This window comes from Acinetobacter sp. SwsAc5 (assembly GCF_013391485.1).
GTDB lineage: Bacteria > Pseudomonadota > Gammaproteobacteria > Pseudomonadales > Moraxellaceae > Acinetobacter > Acinetobacter towneri.
The window spans coordinates 14,481-30,296 of record NZ_JACAXD010000006.1 but is presented as its reverse complement, the minus strand read 5'-3'; the positions used below and the strand labels follow the sequence as shown (position 1 = coordinate 30,296).

The window sequence follows — 15,816 nt, the reverse complement described above, 5'->3', positions numbered from 1 at the left end:
GAGTGGAAATTAAAGTCATTAACTAGACATTAATACTTTAAACTCTAACAATGCAGTTGTGTACTAGGCTTATCTTATGACTAAAAATTCATCAAAAGACTTTGAGCAATTAAACATTCGTTTAAATTCAGGCTTGAGAGATAAATTGAAAGAAATGGCGAAGAAAAATAATCGCTCATTGAATGGTCATGTTGAGTTTATCTTAGAGAAAAGCATAACCGATGATGAAAACCAAGTGATAAAGTATCTGCTTTACCGTATTAAACAATTGGAATCAGAACTGGAAGCAACAAAACCTTAATATCAACTGTTGATTCTAAGATTTGATTTTATGAAAGCATAGTTTAGAGCTATTTTGTTTAGCTGTACTTATTGACAGATCAAAAGTAAAAAAACCGCAATAAGCGGTTTTTTTATTTCCAAATTCTCGACCCGTTCAGCAAGATCGGCAAATAACATGGTCTATCGCCGCGCTACGCTTACGCTTCGATTCGCTGCTAACACAGCGAATATCTACTCCCCTTTGCTTACGCTGCGGCCACCGGCGCTTACGCGACCAGTGGGGCTTCGCCGTTCCTCAGATAAAAGATGCTCGAATTTTTACGGGTCTGCATTCATGGAATATCACTGTCCGGATGCTTTTTGAAAAGCACTTAAACGACATTCCTTGACGCGATAGCGCTGACTACACAACAGCTCAACTTATTGAACTGTTATAATAGAAATATCAACAATATAGAGTTACAACTATGAGCACTTACATTGATATAGATTTAGCTATAGAGCAAGAAAATAAAGACAAAGTAATTGAACTTTTTACTGGTGCAGGGATTGAATTTACCCTAGAAGAAAGCAGCTCATTCTTTACTGGTGATTACTTGGCTATCTTCACGCTGCCTAATCGAGAATTTGCAGTTATAGATGATGAAGAAACTATCTTGATGGATCATAAAATCCAGTTTTCAGCATATAACTATGGCTTTTATGATGAAGTCGATGAGCAAGTCCGTAATTTCCGCATCAAAGACAATACCCCTATTTATAAAACCTTAGATTTAGCTGAATCAAAAATCAGCTATACCGACCTTGAAGGCCTGATAGACCAGTCTAAAAACCTTGAAATCCTCAAGACTCTGATTAAGGAGTACCGAGATCAGGTACGTGTTCTTGAGTGGTAATTATTACAAGACTTAACACTTAATTACAGCTATTTACTATGCTTAAATGTGGTATATGGTTATAATGTAAGACATAAGGTAAACAATAGTAAAGCTTTATTAAATAGGTGATTTGCATACTTTTAGGAGAACCCGCCATGCAAACAATGAACAGCGTTAATCTATTAGGCAATGTTGGTCAGGATGTAGAAATTCATCAGTTTCCTGATGGTGGCCGCAAAGCAACTCTTAAAATCGCTACAAATAGCGGCACTGGCGATAACAAAAAAACCCAGTGGCATACACTTATTTTTTATAACAATGCTGCCGACATCGTTTCACTGTTAAAACGCGGTGATGCAATTTGTGTCAGTGGCTCACTGGAATACCGTCAATGGGTTGACCAGTATCAACAAACACGCTTCACCCCTGAAATTATCGTTGACCGATTCAGCATCATTAAAGGTGATGTTGGTCAGATTCAAGGCGCTGAACAGCAGAATTATCAAGGTGCTCACCAACAAGGCCATAGCCAAGGTAGCTACCAAAACATTAAAGGCAATGGTGGCTTTGATAACCGCAACCGTAATAATCAGGCTCCACAAAACCAAGGCGGTTATAACAACCAACCGCAAAATGGCGGTTATAACAATCGCTCGAATAACCAAAATCAAGGCGGTTATAACAACCAACCGCAAAATGGTGGTTACAACAATCGCCAAAACAACCAAGGCCAAGGCGGTTATAACAACCAACCGCAAAATGGTGGTTACAACAATCGCCAAAACAACCAAGGTCAAGGCCAAGGCCAAGGCCAAGGCGGTTATAACAACCAACCGCAAAATGGCGGTTATAACAATCGCCAAAACAACCAAGGTCAAGGCGGTTATAACAATCGCTCGAATAACCAAAGCCAAGGCGGTTATAACAACCGTCAGAATGCACCAAGCGATATGGCCTAAAGGCCCACAGCTTACCGCAGCCTGCTCTGTTGCTGATACCTCCGAAAATGGCTGCGGTTCTTAATTTCGGCACTCTTTTCTCCGATTGAAGTGCCGTTTTTTTTACATTGAATAAGAAGGAATAGAAAAATGATCGTACAAAATAACCCTGAAATTGCTTTCGATCTATTAACAGAGTCACCAATCTGCGCGGGTCGTTACCGCCCTTCTGAGGAATTTAAAAAAGGTCATAGTCTAGGCATCACTATCAATGGTGAACCAATCCTGATGCTCGGTTATGCGGAAGATCAAGAAAATCACGACATTGCTGACCGACTACTGGCATGTGAAGGCTTCAAAAAACTGGTCAAAACTGTTTTTGGTACTCATGAAGGTTTAGAAAAAGGCGTGATCATTAATCAATTGGCCTGCCCTGATCCTGAATATCTGTGTCTGACTGAAAGTGAACAAGGGGTGGTTGAAACTGGTATCGGCACGGGCCTACTGGTGGCGGTACTGCCGCAAGACCGACAAGATTTTGCTTTTGGGTTATGTGCTATGAATGATGTCATGCTGTGCTTATACCCAAATGCCAAACCTCTATCTAAGCAAATCATTCTGTCGGAATCATATTGCTAAATAAATAGATTAATTTTTATACTAATGCTGCCCCTGTAGCCCCTCTATTACAGGGGTTTTTTTTGCCTGTCATTACCAAAATCATGTAGCGCCAAAACCGCGCTGCGCTGACGCTACGTGCCGTGGGCTTACGCTACGGCATTTTTCACATCCCCTGTGCTCACGCATGGCCATAATCCGCTAACGCAGATCATGGAGCTTCGCCGGTATTCGGATATGGATGGCCAAATTTCAGCTGCATCAACAACCCGACCTCTATCATTTGATCTATAAGTTATTTCTTAAAAGCATTTTATAACAATAACTTACTTAATATTACAGTCTGATTTGTGGTATATGTTATATTTATATCATATCAACAAATTAGAGTTTCAGTGATGTCTAACCCGCCTTTAATTGCAATGCAAACATTAAGCAATCTTCTTCAAGACCCTCAATTTCTTTATAAGAATATGCTGAATGACAGTTTTGAGGTGATGAATGCTACTGAGTCCCCTTGTGGTCAGGATTATGTAATTGGTTTTACAGTTCAATATAAATCCTATGAAGAATTTGATCTTCGGTTCTTAATTCAGTTCTTAATTCGTACCAAGTACGCAGACAACACTTACCAAATTTTGTTCATGACCTACCATAACAATAAGATTGTTGAAATCACTTTGAATGATGATTCTGATCTTGTTGAAGGCATGACGACAATGGAGGTAGAGGATTTCTTAACTGAAAACATGATGATTTCAAAAAATGCCGAACAACTGCTGATTCACAAGCTGTTCGAGCGCCTTTCTGAAAACCGTATTTACCACATGCAAGGTTAGGAGATATCTATGTTAGTTGCTTTCACTGGTCCGGAAGGACAATTACAAACTCTGAACCTGAATTCAAGCCCTGCTCTTTTTTTGAATTTAGTGGGTAGTTTAATTCAGCATAAGTCAGCAAAATATTTTAAAATTGAGCTAAAAGGATGTGAAAAAATAAAGGGGTTGGACACCAAAAGTCTATTTTTCCCAACCACCAGTTTTGAGAAGAACACGGCATTAAATTACGCTTGCAGTTATGGTTATGCACGAATGACCAAAGTGATATTGCGTTTTTTGCAGACTAACTATTTTAGCCCCCGTAAATATATCCCTTTCTTTATGGAAGATATATGTATTACGAACCAATGCCTTCGGAGTAATCGGCCTCAAACTAAAGAATTCATCAATTTTTTCAATATAAAACGAAGTTATGTCTCTTTAGTTTTTGTTCCTAAAGAATTGGTTAAAACTTTTGAAAATAATCGTGCTTTAAATCTGTCTAATCCTAAATATCCAAAAGTAACTATCAGATTTAAAAATCCTATTTTTTCGAGTATGACCGAGATAGAAACCATGAAGCAACTCAACAATGTGGTCGTTGTCGAAGATGATTTATGTGAATTGGATAAGGAGCGCTATTTCATAGCAGAGTTCAAATCAGGAAAAAAAGGCTTACTTTTGAGTGATGATCTGAGTGATCTGACCGATCAAAAGCTTCTGAACCAAATCAACAAAGCCTTGACCACAGAAACCTATAAATCGGTTAAGGATGATTTTAAAAAAGTGGTTAGTCTTGAAGAAATTGAGCTACCAAAGTACGTGGAGCTAAGTAAGCATTCAGAATTCACCTATAGAATCTAAAAATCGTTTAGATTCCCCCAAAGGCTCATAGCTTCGCGCTATGGGCCTTTTTATGTCTATTAGCCCCATAGACTAGCCTGCACATCAAAACACGCGCTGCGCTAACGCTACGGGCCAATGCTCACACATTGGCTATCCACTCCCCTTTGCTTGCGCGGCGGCCACCAGTGCTTACGCCACCGGTGGGGCTTCGCCTGTATTCAAAAAAAAGGATGCGCGAATTTTTGAGCATCCGTACCACCGACTGAAATTCCAATATCAGATAGATATTTTTAAAAGCAAAAACAAAATATTACATAACTTAACTGTTTTATTTGTGGTATATGTTTATAATTAGATTTATCAGCAAACGGAGTTTAAAATTATGTCAACAAGTCCTTTATCAGTTGCACAAACCACAGTAAATCAAATGGGTGGAACTCAACGCCTATCCTTAATGATTGGTGCTCGAAATTTTATGGCTGACGGTAATTCTTTGAGTTTCCGTTTCCCGAATAATGGAAAAATTAAAGCAAATTATTGCAAAGTCACTCTAAATTACAGTGATTTATACGATATGGAAATCGGTTATATACACGGTGAAAATTATAAAATCGTTGAAACAACAGAAAACATCTATGCAGATGGTTTAGTTAATTCTTTTGAAAGTAAAACAGGCTTATACCTAAGCCTATAACTACAAGAAAAATTAAATATAAGAGGTTTATTGTGAGCGCATTACTAGCCAATTTTTTTCAAAATTATGATGATTTCTGTTGGAGAAGCAATCAGGCTTATTTGGTTATCATCCAATATACAGATGGTGTCAAATCACTTGCCTATTTGACTGCTATGGACAGTGAAGATGGAGGATTAAATATTTCCGTTCAACACTTCAATATAGACCCTACCCAATTTCGCAATTGGTCGGATTTTGAAATTTTAAAGATTGCAAACTTAGACGATCTAAACTCACATATAACTTCAAAATCTTTTTTACTTGACTTCAAGGATTCAAATCTTTGGCAAGACGTAAAAAATGTTTTAGATGATGGGGATTCTATATCAGATTTTGGATGGAGTTTAGTAAGAATAGAATCTCCTGAGACGGAGCTACATGAACGTGATCATGGTTCAACAGTTGGTTATTTTGATGACAAAATCCGTACTGATTTTTATCTTGCTCATGTTGGTTATGACTTGATGGACGATAATAAAATTTTAGGGTTAGAGCTAGATATTTATAATGATGATTTTGATTTAAAAAAAATCACACTAGAAAATCCTAACCATGCAATTTTTGAAAATGCGTTGTCTAAAAAAATTATAAAGCTTGATGTTGAAACAATTTTGAATAGTTAAGCACCGGCTTTAAATCAATGATCTAAATATAAAAAAATAGTCAAAATGGCTATTTTTTTATCAAATCAGCTCCGCTGACGCTCTCGGCCATGTTGCTTGCGCAAATGGCATTTACCCCACCCTTTGCTTACGCAGGGACCATAGATCGCTCGCGCAATCTATGTGGCTTCGCCTGTATTCAAATAGTTGTTGTCATTTTTTTCAGCTGTGATTTTGCGTTTTATTTAGTCCACTTTTCAACAAAAAAACCTTTAAAATCAAGAACGTCAAGCTATGTCGCAAAGCGTCTTTACTTTATTTAATTCTGTTCTTTTTTTGGTTATATTATTAATTCATCAACAAGTAGAGTTACTAATATGCCTAACCACGTTACTACGTCAATTTTAGTGCATTCCCCAAATTTTGCAGAAGCACTAGCGTTCATGCATGGTACAAATGAAAATGGGGAAACCACTTCTCATTTTGATTTATCAAAAATCGTCCCTGAACCTGTTGAACTTGATTTAATCAGCAATGCACATGCCGAAATCAGCTTGGCTTATTATCTGACTGATCGGGGGCAAAAAGACTTTGATATTGTGGAATACTACAAATATCAAAGTAAACCGCATGTGCAAATGGGTGCTAATGAAGTCATGGAAAAGCTACATACAGAGCTTGCCAAATATGATGCAGATGGAAACAGCACCGAAAAATTAGAGCCAAATCCTTTTTTTGACCTTAGTTTGCCGAAAACGCTTGATGATTTGTATAAATCAGGCGAAGCGATCGTAAAACTAACGAATGAATACGGCGTATCTAATTGGTATGACTTCCACTGTAAGTTTTGGGATACCAAATGGAATACTTATGATAGTTTCTTGGCTTCCGATAATGAGGTGCGTTTTGATAGTGCTTGGTCAAGCCCTGAATGTATTATCGATAAATGGGCGAAAATGTTTAAACTCGATATGACAGTAAAAGCATTTGATGAAGGTCATTGTTTTTGGTTTGTACGTGAATATGTTAAAGGTGAATTGGTTGAAAGCCGTGATAATGATGAAGCCGATCATGCTGAACTATGTCTTGATCTTAAAGGTTACGACTATTCAGAATGTGAAGATGAATCAGTAGAAGAAACTGTTGAAGAAAATCCAATTCGCCCTAGTTAAAATATAAATCAACAAAAAAGCAGAATTCGTTCTGCTTTTTTTTATCAAATATATAAAAAAAATCGCTCCGCTGACGCTCTCGGCCATGTTGCTTGCGCAAATGGCTTCTACCCCACCCCTTAGCTCACGCACGGGCCACCGGTGCTTACGCAACCAGTGGGGCTTCGCCGGTAATCAGAGATAAAGGACTCGATTTTTTTCAGCCATAAATCTAATGAATGCTCTTGTCTAGCTAATGTAATTTAAAAAACCATATTTTTACATACTTTTACTTTTCTTTTTTGTGGTATATGGTTATAATTAAATCAAATAAATCGGAGTAATAATTATGAAATCAGCATCAAAGTTTCCAAAACCTAAAACAGTGAAACTTACCCATCAGGGTAAACAAATTGTTTTGCGTGAAGTTCGCAACAAGGTTAGCCATGACTGTAGTTACGAGCTAAATTGCCGTACTTACATCGGTAAAGTTAAGTTGAACGATCAGGATAAAACCGCTGTTCGCATTTTCCTTAGTAATTTAGGCCAAGCTCATACTGTGCGTTGTGAGCATGAGTTTGATTGCTGTGGTCAAATCTATCATACAGGTCGTGCATTCCGACTGAGCCGCAACCGTATCAAGTTGCGTATCAGTGAATATGCAAATATCTAATTCAGTAAGCAGGCAGGACTTTGACTAATCAGAGTCCTGTCTGCTTTTCAGGTGGTTTTTAATATCCCTACCATAAACAGGCTACGGCGCTATGATTACTCTATATATAACCATTGGCTTTTTCGCTTTGCTGACAGGCTTTCTAATCTATAAGAAGAAAAAGGTCGCAGCGCTCATTTTTGGCGTGATTACAGCGGTATCCGTACTAAGTACCGTGCAGATGTATAAAAGCGCTGTAGAACTCAATGACCAACCGATCTCACAGCGCCGTGGGCAGATTATAAGTGTGGCATTGATGACGGCCACTCAGTCACCAGCAGGGCTTAATTTCATTAAACTGGTGGAATTCGCTTCAAAAGACAACGTGATCACCAATGCTGAATACAATCAACTTCGTCCATTCATTCCAAATGAAGTGATAGCAGAAGTAAACAGCAAGTATCCGGATGCAGAAGCAGAAGAACGCCACTATTCCCGCACTACACTATTACAAGAGCAATAAGCAGGCAGCCTACCATGGAAAAACTAATGAGCTTTGTGAACAAGCCAAATAGCTATATTGCAGGCTTCACATATCTTATTGCTTTAAATGTAGTTTTACTGATCATTCTTCTGACTACCAAAGCCATCGTCTATTACATAGGCATGGGGAGTTCAAACTTAGATTACCTGATAATTTACCTGTTAAACCTGACTCTATTCAGTAAACATTTATACGCACTGGTAGCAACACGGGTAGCAAAAGCGAAATTGATCAAAATGGATATTGGCGCTTTTATTGCCAGTCTGCTCATGTTGTGCATCGTCATTACCCTGTCTGTTCATAAATTTGAGCTATTTCCAGTAACAGACACAAATCGGTTTTTAGTGACATTTTTAGCGCTAATATCTTTAATCAGCATTGGTTATACAGGTTATACAAGATCGCAAACAATCAGTAATACCCGCGTGACAGGCAATAAAGAAGATGTAGACGGGTATTCTGTTTATCTTGATAGAAAGACACTTAGAGTTCTCAATGCAGCGTTTTTTATTACACCATTTATCATTGTAGCTGTAGCCTTGAAGTTTGTATTTTAAGCCGCTATCTCTAATTTATAGATCACTATTCCAAAGACACCCCTGCGGTGCTTTTTTTATTCTATTTAATTACTTATAATAACAATTAATTAATCAAATTATCAGTTTAACATCTATGTTTGTGGTATATTTTAATAACAAATAAGCCATGGCTTATTTAAATCTATCAACAAATATGAGGTTCACCATGTCAATTCGTGCGCAGCACTTAACTGTTCAGCTCAGTAAGCGGGTCTTTGAAAGTGAAGAATTCGGTATCGTACGTTCACAAGATATGCTCTACGGCGTTGAAAGCTTCAATATGCAACCTTTACTGATCGTGGGCGTATCATACGAGCAACTTCCTATTCACTATCGCCAGTATGCCCGTGTAGGCGAATCAATCTGCCTTGAAAAATTCCTTATGGATTTTTGGGCCTATAAACATGAAAACCCTGCCTGCCCTGAACATCCTGTGACTGGTAAACCGGATGTACTAATCATTGATCATCGTCTTGAGAATGTATTAGCGCCGTCTTTTCTGTCATGGTTGACCAATAACGGGATTCAGTATGATTATTCAACTTCAAAAAGTCGTAAGTTCTCTGCCGTGGCGCGTCAGCACCAAGTCTATCCTGATGTAAAAATCGAGCATCATACTCCGACCGAATCCACAGACGGCGCAGCAGAACGCTTCAAGTTAACGCTTGAGAACCTGAATACTGAAATGAAGCATCAGCAGTTCACATATTCTATGATCTCCAAACCAATGCGATCTCTATTGCAATCGTCTGTTTGGGAACCAAACGCTGAAATTGAAACAGTGGTCGAACCAGTGGTATATACACAGACATTTGTTGATCCGGAAATTATGGCGCGGCATACCCAAAATGACCTCAACATCTATAACCCGCATTGGCACAAATCAACCAATACGCCCTATTTCCAATATGGATATCTAATCAATAATTTTGTTAGTGAAAGTGCACTGGCAGATATAGATCATCAGCGGGAATTATCACTTGGGCTAGTTGCCATGGAATACTTATGGCCATCATTTGATGAAGGTATCCAGTTACGTTTAAAGCAGTTCAAAAATAAAGGCTGCCGTAACTTAGATTCTTTAAGCAAAAGCGATTACAACAAACTTCTGTACCTGACTGGTATTGATACCGAAGCCCATATCAATGAGCTGAAAGCTAATGGCTTGATCCTGAAAGATGAGGTTAAGTCCTTTGTATACGATATCTCCAAAATGGATGTTAACGACATTAGCCATTTATGGCGTAGCGTGGTTCCGGCCAGTGCTAAGACTTTTGAGGTTGTTCCCGTCCTGATGGAGAAAAAACAAAAGTATCGTGTTTTTGCAGCTCAAACTACTGGTGCGCAATTTATCTTTATCTGCTCATGCCGATACAAGAAAGCAGCGGCTTTTGACCAAGGCATGTGCCGTGGGTACAAGAATGGCAATGTCGTACCTTTGAATAAGGCTCAGTTCGATACCATGGTAAATGAAGCTTTAGCGGGTCAGCCAAGCGTATTTGATGAACTGAGAACAACAGCAAAAAAGCATATCGATCGCGTAGCGTAAAAGGGAAAAAATGATGGTAAAGCATCTATCATTTTTCGCCATTGTCAGCGGCATGATCTTTTCTGCCGCGATCGGTGCTGTCATCAACTTATAGGTATATTTCAACCTAAAGTGGGTGCATATATTCGCCATGCGAAAGAAGATGGCAAAATCACCAAAGATGAATCCAATTTGATTTATCAGCTCATTGATGAAGCTGCAAAGAAGCGGGAGAATCTTGAATCGACAGATTTAGTGAACCAACTTTAAGCCCGTGTTCATGATCAAGTTGTCCGACCTTCCTAAAGCTAAAAAAATCGGAAGTCGATAAATTTAAATTGATATCAGAGGATGTCGATGATGCAGCTATCTACAAAGTAAAGATGTAATAACAGATGCGCCGTAGACTCCTTATAAATAGGACTCTATATGGCGATATAGATGCTCAATAATTTCAGCGCTGAAATTTTTCAGAAGAAATACGTTATATTCACAGATAAATAGGACGACCCATGCCCCGATCATGGTCAATAATGCCGTTAAAGGCCCATGCGCATAGGCAGTAGAGCTTTGCAGATAGAATGTAATGCACAATGCAATAAACGTAACAATGCCCAATGCTCGGTACACTGTATTTCTTACAAAGCGAATTATGACTGTCCTTTTGGTTTCAACATCTGCATTCATTTCGGAAATATCTCATAATTGATTTTATTATCTAATAATAAATAATACAGAAATATTTACTTTTTTAAAATTATAAAAGATAATAAAAAGTATCAAGAATCTGAGCAGAGTCTCCAATCTTGATTAATCCCTCAGTTTTAATAAGCAGCTCTAGTCTCATGGAGCTGCTTTTTTTTATATATATTTAGATACTTAGAACCCCTTCCACTGTCTGAAAGACTACAGATCAAACAAGACGGCGTTATAACGATTAGAGCAAAGCCCCCCTTTTGCTTACGCGCCAAATGATCCGCACACGCGGATCATTACTACGTTTACACTCCGTACGCCCTGCTTACTCAGGACTCATTTGCCGTCAGAGACGGATTTCGCAAAATCCGATAATTGGCTATCAAGCTAATACCTTAACCTATTCTATTTTGGAAATATAAAAGCATTATTTTATTAATAATAGTTCTGATATAATAAATAAAATATTATTTATAACGAGTGGTTATACCCATGTCACACGATATTCAAATGGACATTACCGACCGAATAAAAAGAAATAACGCAATCTTCAAACCGTTAGTGAAGTACATGAAGTTTGCCCTTTGGATGCTATTTGGCTTCTCAATGGGTGCTTTCGTATTATTTACTGTTTTAGCTTTGCAGTTAAAAACCATTCCCCAAGAAGATTATTTTTACTATTTAATGAATCTCCCACCTTTGGGCCTTATTCTCACTTTCGGATTAATGAACTTAACTGCATCAGTTGGTCAAAAACGTAATTTGAAACTGTTAGCACAATCTCCTGAATATCAGGAGTGCAAATCTACCATGTTCATCGTTAATACAAGATTACGCCATGCTAACCTAAATATTGTTGCTCATAGCTGTCTGATCGCATCAGTAGTGTGCTTGGCTGATTTTCTGATAAAGCATGGAATGAAAGAAGTTTCATTAGTGAGCTTTATGAGTGAACCATCCATGATTCTATGCGTCATACTGACCTTGGTATTCTCTGTTGCTTTTTTAACTCATGCGATTCTGAACAGCCGTTTAGATAATGCCATCCTAGATATTCAGATAGAACTGTTCAGAAAACAGTATGAACAGAATAAAAACAACGACCTGTAATACAGGATCAGAGGCCTAGCCCGACATTAAGTTGGGCTTTTTTATGCCTAATTACGACAAATATTGTCGTTATTTGTTGTATTTATCCCTGTTTATTTGTGGTATATGTTATAATTACCACATCAGCAAATGGAGTAAATAATATGTCTAACCAATCTAATATAGTGACTACTAAAGATATCTTCCAAGCCATTAAAGATGAATACCTCAAGTCAGGTGATTGGTACGAAATCTCTGAAAAAGAAATCCACAAAGATGTAGAGGACGGGCGATCAGTAATGATTCGTTTAGACGGCAACTTGATAGACATGCGCCTTTCCCATACAGGTTACTACACAAGCATGGGTTTCAACCCTCACGACCGCACGGAATTCCGAGAATCGGTAGAACAGGTAAAACATCAGTTCAGAAATACCGAAGCTAAGTGGCGTGATAACCCGACAGGTTGGTAAGCCGATCCCCCGTGTTCCGACCCTAAAACTTTCCTTACATGAAAGTTTTCAGGTCGGCTAATTTTAAAATTTATCATTAAAGGAAAGTGGTATATATAAAATTTATTGATTATGAAAACGCCATTAAAAAAGACAAATATCTTCCTTTCCGTCTAGTGGCTATAATTCAAAACATGATATGCAGTAAACAGAATTCACCATTCACCTATAAACCTTTGCTGATCTCATTTTTTTGTAAGGACTAGACTTATCGGGATAATTATCTACTGCAATAACTATTAAGCGTTAATGGTCGTGTTGATAAATCCAACTTGGAAGAATTAACCCATGAAGCAGACTAAACCTAAAGCAAATATCCGAATCCGTCTTATTGTTTCCATTGATTTGAGCTTGCAAAAGTCGCTCAAGAGTTTGGGTAAATACCTAAACCCCGTGAACTTCTTCATTGCAGTCTATCTTTACCTGATTATCATTGGGTTCAATACCTATTTGTCGTTTAATATTTAAGACCGGCAAGGATGATCCACTTAACCGCCACACGGCGGTTTTTTTTAATCTATGCTTGTTTCCGCGCGGAAATAAAAATCGCGCCACGCTTACGCTTTCGGGTAGTCTGCTGACACAGACAACATCTACTCGCCTGCGCTTGCGCTGCGGACACCTGTGCTTACGCTACCGGTGATGCTTCGCCGTGGCAAAAGATGGAAGCATTTTTTATTAATATTCGGATTATTATTTTATTATCTAATTTATCGATTATTTATTATTGAAAAGCACACATATTCAAATTGTTAGGATATGTAATTTAATATTTATTATGTGTGGTATATGCCGTAAAATATATGTCATCAACAGATGGAGTTTTACCATGGCTAATATCGTCATTCATAAAATTGAAGTATCTAATTGCCCAAACCTTGCAGAAGTATTGGAAGCTGTAACAACACCGGCTGACGATCCTAAAATTGATGATCCAAATTACTTCGACTTCAATACCATTATTCCTGAACCACCTGAATTAAAAATTATCAATGCACCTCATAGTGCGGCGAGTCTCGCCTATTTCCTTACCGACCGAGCGACTAGCCCCCTGAGCCGTATTAACCTGAATCGTTATGATCCGGCCGTTTATGGATCATCAGATTACAAAACTGTCCTGAATGATATGCGTGAAATCCTCACCATGTACGATCAAAATGGCAATGTTATTGAAACAACAAACAATCGTTATTCAGGTCACTACGCTTTACCTCCTACCCTTGATGCACTGTATGAGTCAGGTAAAGCCATAACAACACTTGCTGACAATCATGGCTTTACCAACTGGTATTCAACTCGTATGGCAATATGGGGAACACGATTTAACTGTTCGAGTTCCATCCGTGTTGAAGATGGAGTGATTTTCGATACCGCATGGAGTAGTCCACGATCGGTCATTGATGCTTTTGCTGAAAAGTTCAATCTCACCATGACCGTAAAAATTGCCGAAGAAGGACACTTTTTTTGGTATGTCCTGAATTACGAAAACGGTGAGCTTGTTGAAGAACGTGATTGCGAAGATGATGATAAATACAACCTGTATTTAGAGCTTTTCGGATACGAGATTGAGGAAGAAAGTGAAGAAGATGAAAATACTGATGAGGTAACTAGCTCATAACTTTATGCGTGGCTAAAGTTACTTACTTTAGCCACCGATCTAGCGAATAAGAATTAGTATTCTGCTAATGCAATATCTTTTCAAAAATCCGCTACGCTTACGCTTCGTGCCAATGCTTACACATTGGCATTCCCTTTGCTTGCGCTACGGCCACCGGTGCTTACGCGACCAGTGGGCCTTCGCCGGTATCCGGATCATTGAACTCAAATTTTTAAAATCCCCCACATCCCGACCTTAATCAATTTATTCTATTGAGTGACCTTAAAAGCATAAATCTGTCTACGAAGCTACTGTGAATGTGGAAGCCATGATTCAGACCAAACTTAAAAATATTGGAGTCCATGCCATTCAAAATGGTCACTATAACCTCTTGGACAACATTGATGATTCTGAACCTTTAGCCGAAACGAATGATAATACAAAATAAACAATAGGTTACATCAAGTTACTCCATTTTGTGTGGTATATGTTATAATAATCATATCAGCAAATGGAGTAAAAACTAATGTCTGCCCTATTCTTACATTGCGAATTCAGTCATTTTGACAACGGTACAATTCACACCCTTTCATATAACAAGGACGAACTTTTTGCTGTGAAACAGGGGTTCATTCATGCTGTAGGTACTGAGCTGAGTGATGAAAACTATGATGCCGCAACAGACAAAATTGAAGCGGCGAACAGCATTGAAGAACTAAAAAAACTAGAAATCAATTACAACAGTCGCTTTTACCGCCGTGTTATTAGACTACGTTCGATCCAACACATCACAGAACAAGAATACAACTGTCTCATGAAAGCCAATGAGAACACAGAAGGTTGGGCGTACTAAGTACGCCTTTGCCCCTCAACTTTTTTGGAGATAGTGATATGAGCCTGTATACCCGCTTAAAAATGACCAGTAAGCAAAATCATGAAATTGGTTTTAATGAAATGTGGCGTGAACTCATGATGGCCATGTTGTACTACAACATCTATACTGAGATCACGGAAGATAAGAGACTAAGTTTCTCTAATGAGGTCCGCTTACGGGTCTTAGATCAAAAGCTTGTTGGTAGTGTTAATGTCATTGCCGATATCAATGAAAATGACACTACCAAAACCGAAAAACATGAAATATTTTTCGAGTACGGTAACGGCCGTGGGAAGCAATTTGATTCAAACAACAGTGTTGAATATCTTGAACTGTATATCCCTATCAATGGTAATGCTGACCGGATTCTACTAAATATCGCTGAACGCTACTATTGCACATATAAAGTTGAGTTCAAGCATAGCTGCTTATGCGATTATCAAAGTCTGGCCACTTTTGATGATATTGAAGATGTACGATCAGAAATAACTTTCTAATCACTAACTGGCGGCTGTCCCGCAGCCGCCAATGGCGCTTCGCGCTGTTCAATGATCGTGTCCCTTCACGATCTGAAAACTTAATAAACTCAAAACCCAAGAGGTTAGAATTTATATGTTTTCGCGCCGCTGCTAACGCAGCTCACATCTGCCGCAAAATACCCCCATTTACCCCCTAGTCCCGACCTTTAATGATCTGCCTACAGCTACGCTCGTTCAATACACCTTCTTAGGGCGCTCCGCTAACGCTACGAGCCAATGCTTACACATCGGCTATCTACTCCCCTTTGCTTACGCTGCGGCCACAGGTGCTTACGCGACCAGTGGGGCTTCGCCTGTATTCAAATAAGGATGCGCATAAAATTATGATCCGGCTCAAT

20 protein-coding genes are annotated in these 15,816 nt (G+C 38.6%); 19 read left to right on the top strand and 1 reads right to left on the bottom strand.

The window, feature by feature from the left end; genetic code table 11:
- The first annotated feature begins 76 nt into the window (after nucleotides 1-76).
- The 14 genes from HYG89_RS04735 to HYG89_RS04670 all read left to right on the top strand — a co-directional run bounded on the left by HYG89_RS04735 (nucleotide 77) and on the right by HYG89_RS04670 (nucleotide 10,441).
- On the top strand, nucleotides 77-301 hold the full coding sequence (locus HYG89_RS04735; protein WP_178866274.1) for an Arc family DNA-binding protein: 225 nt from the start codon (nucleotides 77-79) through the stop codon (nucleotides 299-301).
- Between the two features lie 448 nt (nucleotides 302-749).
- Nucleotides 750-1,178 carry a hypothetical protein gene (locus tag HYG89_RS04730; protein ID WP_178866273.1) on the top strand — a complete coding sequence of 143 codons (429 nt, stop codon included), beginning with the start codon at nucleotides 750-752 and terminating at the stop codon, nucleotides 1,176-1,178.
- Nucleotides 1,179-1,315: 137 nt separating this feature from the next.
- A complete protein-coding gene (locus HYG89_RS04725) occupies nucleotides 1,316-2,119 on the top strand; it encodes a single-stranded DNA-binding protein (RefSeq protein WP_178866272.1) in 804 nt (267 codons plus the stop codon).
- 129 nt (nucleotides 2,120-2,248) lie between these two features.
- Nucleotides 2,249-2,737, top strand: coding sequence for a hypothetical protein (locus HYG89_RS04720; protein ID WP_178866271.1), 489 nt, complete (start codon nucleotides 2,249-2,251; stop codon nucleotides 2,735-2,737).
- 377 nt (nucleotides 2,738-3,114) lie between these two features.
- Nucleotides 3,115-3,555 (top strand): hypothetical protein, encoded by a 441-nt coding sequence (locus HYG89_RS04715; protein WP_178866270.1) that lies wholly within the window; start codon nucleotides 3,115-3,117, stop codon nucleotides 3,553-3,555.
- Nucleotides 3,556-3,564: 9 nt separating this feature from the next.
- Entirely contained in the window at nucleotides 3,565-4,398 is an 834-nt protein-coding gene (locus tag HYG89_RS04710; RefSeq protein WP_178866269.1) for a hypothetical protein, read from the top strand.
- 364 nt (nucleotides 4,399-4,762) lie between these two features.
- Entirely contained in the window at nucleotides 4,763-5,074 is a 312-nt protein-coding gene (locus HYG89_RS04705) for a hypothetical protein (RefSeq protein ID WP_178866268.1), read from the top strand.
- A 32-nt stretch (nucleotides 5,075-5,106) separates the two neighbouring features.
- Nucleotides 5,107-5,739 carry a hypothetical protein gene (locus HYG89_RS04700; RefSeq protein WP_178866267.1) on the top strand — a complete coding sequence of 211 codons (633 nt, stop codon included), beginning with the start codon at nucleotides 5,107-5,109 and terminating at the stop codon, nucleotides 5,737-5,739.
- Nucleotides 5,740-6,095: 356 nt separating this feature from the next.
- Nucleotides 6,096-6,890: a hypothetical protein gene (locus HYG89_RS04695; protein ID WP_178866266.1), complete on the top strand. Its 795-nt coding sequence runs from the start codon at nucleotides 6,096-6,098 to the stop codon at nucleotides 6,888-6,890.
- A 328-nt stretch (nucleotides 6,891-7,218) separates the two neighbouring features.
- Nucleotides 7,219-7,542 (top strand): hypothetical protein, encoded by a 324-nt coding sequence (locus HYG89_RS04690; protein ID WP_178866263.1) that lies wholly within the window; start codon nucleotides 7,219-7,221, stop codon nucleotides 7,540-7,542.
- Between the two features lie 91 nt (nucleotides 7,543-7,633).
- Nucleotides 7,634-8,044 carry a hypothetical protein gene (locus HYG89_RS04685; RefSeq protein WP_178866261.1) on the top strand — a complete coding sequence of 137 codons (411 nt, stop codon included), beginning with the start codon at nucleotides 7,634-7,636 and terminating at the stop codon, nucleotides 8,042-8,044.
- A 14-nt stretch (nucleotides 8,045-8,058) separates the two neighbouring features.
- Nucleotides 8,059-8,622 (top strand): hypothetical protein, encoded by a 564-nt coding sequence (locus HYG89_RS04680; protein ID WP_178866259.1) that lies wholly within the window; start codon nucleotides 8,059-8,061, stop codon nucleotides 8,620-8,622.
- A gap of 187 nt (nucleotides 8,623-8,809) precedes the next feature.
- Nucleotides 8,810-10,192 (top strand): hypothetical protein, encoded by a 1,383-nt coding sequence (locus HYG89_RS04675; RefSeq protein WP_178866257.1) that lies wholly within the window; start codon nucleotides 8,810-8,812, stop codon nucleotides 10,190-10,192.
- A gap of 111 nt (nucleotides 10,193-10,303) precedes the next feature.
- Complete coding sequence (locus tag HYG89_RS04670) at nucleotides 10,304-10,441, top strand: hypothetical protein (RefSeq protein ID WP_178866255.1); 138 nt, start codon at nucleotides 10,304-10,306, stop codon at nucleotides 10,439-10,441.
- Nucleotides 10,442-10,582: 141 nt separating this feature from the next.
- On the opposite strand, the gene HYG89_RS04665 is transcribed toward HYG89_RS04670, so the two are convergent.
- Entirely contained in the window at nucleotides 10,583-10,858 is a 276-nt protein-coding gene (locus HYG89_RS04665; protein ID WP_178866253.1) for a hypothetical protein, read from the bottom strand.
- A gap of 501 nt (nucleotides 10,859-11,359) precedes the next feature.
- On the opposite strand from HYG89_RS04665, the gene HYG89_RS04660 reads away from it, so the two are divergent.
- The 5 genes from HYG89_RS04660 to HYG89_RS04640 all read left to right on the top strand — a co-directional run bounded on the left by HYG89_RS04660 (nucleotide 11,360) and on the right by HYG89_RS04640 (nucleotide 15,436).
- Nucleotides 11,360-11,977 carry a hypothetical protein gene (locus tag HYG89_RS04660; RefSeq protein WP_178866251.1) on the top strand — a complete coding sequence of 206 codons (618 nt, stop codon included), beginning with the start codon at nucleotides 11,360-11,362 and terminating at the stop codon, nucleotides 11,975-11,977.
- Between the two features lie 143 nt (nucleotides 11,978-12,120).
- A complete protein-coding gene (locus tag HYG89_RS04655) occupies nucleotides 12,121-12,429 on the top strand; it encodes a hypothetical protein (RefSeq protein ID WP_178866249.1) in 309 nt (102 codons plus the stop codon).
- 868 nt (nucleotides 12,430-13,297) lie between these two features.
- Nucleotides 13,298-14,086 (top strand): hypothetical protein, encoded by a 789-nt coding sequence (locus HYG89_RS04650; RefSeq protein WP_178866247.1) that lies wholly within the window; start codon nucleotides 13,298-13,300, stop codon nucleotides 14,084-14,086.
- A gap of 505 nt (nucleotides 14,087-14,591) precedes the next feature.
- A complete protein-coding gene (locus HYG89_RS04645) occupies nucleotides 14,592-14,918 on the top strand; it encodes a hypothetical protein (protein WP_178866245.1) in 327 nt (108 codons plus the stop codon).
- 38 nt (nucleotides 14,919-14,956) lie between these two features.
- Nucleotides 14,957-15,436, top strand: coding sequence for a hypothetical protein (locus HYG89_RS04640; RefSeq protein WP_178866243.1), 480 nt, complete (start codon nucleotides 14,957-14,959; stop codon nucleotides 15,434-15,436).
- Nucleotides 15,437-15,816 lie beyond the last annotated feature (380 nt).

What these genes read in the sequence shown, in the direction of transcription:
- HYG89_RS04675 (WP_178866257.1), top strand. Translation starts at nt 8,810, where the DNA reads ATGTCAATTCGTGCGCAGCACTTAACTGTTCAGCTCAGTAAGCGGGTC.
- HYG89_RS04730 (WP_178866273.1), top strand. Translation starts at nt 750, where the DNA reads ATGAGCACTTACATTGATATAGATTTAGCTATAGAGCAAGAAAATAAA.
- HYG89_RS04655 (WP_178866249.1), top strand. Translation starts at nt 12,121, where the DNA reads ATGTCTAACCAATCTAATATAGTGACTACTAAAGATATCTTCCAAGCC.
- HYG89_RS04685 (WP_178866261.1), top strand. Translation starts at nt 7,634, where the DNA reads ATGATTACTCTATATATAACCATTGGCTTTTTCGCTTTGCTGACAGGC.
- HYG89_RS04720 (WP_178866271.1), top strand. Translation starts at nt 2,249, where the DNA reads ATGATCGTACAAAATAACCCTGAAATTGCTTTCGATCTATTAACAGAG.
- HYG89_RS04665 (WP_178866253.1), bottom strand. Translation starts at nt 10,858, where the DNA reads ATGAATGCAGATGTTGAAACCAAAAGGACAGTCATAATTCGCTTTGTA.
- HYG89_RS04645 (WP_178866245.1), top strand. Translation starts at nt 14,592, where the DNA reads ATGTCTGCCCTATTCTTACATTGCGAATTCAGTCATTTTGACAACGGT.
- HYG89_RS04705 (WP_178866268.1), top strand. Translation starts at nt 4,763, where the DNA reads ATGTCAACAAGTCCTTTATCAGTTGCACAAACCACAGTAAATCAAATG.
- HYG89_RS04660 (WP_178866251.1), top strand. Translation starts at nt 11,360, where the DNA reads ATGTCACACGATATTCAAATGGACATTACCGACCGAATAAAAAGAAAT.
- HYG89_RS04680 (WP_178866259.1), top strand. Translation starts at nt 8,059, where the DNA reads ATGGAAAAACTAATGAGCTTTGTGAACAAGCCAAATAGCTATATTGCA.
- HYG89_RS04710 (WP_178866269.1), top strand. Translation starts at nt 3,565, where the DNA reads ATGTTAGTTGCTTTCACTGGTCCGGAAGGACAATTACAAACTCTGAAC.
- HYG89_RS04640 (WP_178866243.1), top strand. Translation starts at nt 14,957, where the DNA reads ATGAGCCTGTATACCCGCTTAAAAATGACCAGTAAGCAAAATCATGAA.
- HYG89_RS04695 (WP_178866266.1), top strand. Translation starts at nt 6,096, where the DNA reads ATGCCTAACCACGTTACTACGTCAATTTTAGTGCATTCCCCAAATTTT.
- HYG89_RS04650 (WP_178866247.1), top strand. Translation starts at nt 13,298, where the DNA reads ATGGCTAATATCGTCATTCATAAAATTGAAGTATCTAATTGCCCAAAC.
- HYG89_RS04715 (WP_178866270.1), top strand. Translation starts at nt 3,115, where the DNA reads ATGTCTAACCCGCCTTTAATTGCAATGCAAACATTAAGCAATCTTCTT.
- HYG89_RS04690 (WP_178866263.1), top strand. Translation starts at nt 7,219, where the DNA reads ATGAAATCAGCATCAAAGTTTCCAAAACCTAAAACAGTGAAACTTACC.
- HYG89_RS04735 (WP_178866274.1), top strand. Translation starts at nt 77, where the DNA reads ATGACTAAAAATTCATCAAAAGACTTTGAGCAATTAAACATTCGTTTA.
- HYG89_RS04725 (WP_178866272.1), top strand. Translation starts at nt 1,316, where the DNA reads ATGCAAACAATGAACAGCGTTAATCTATTAGGCAATGTTGGTCAGGAT.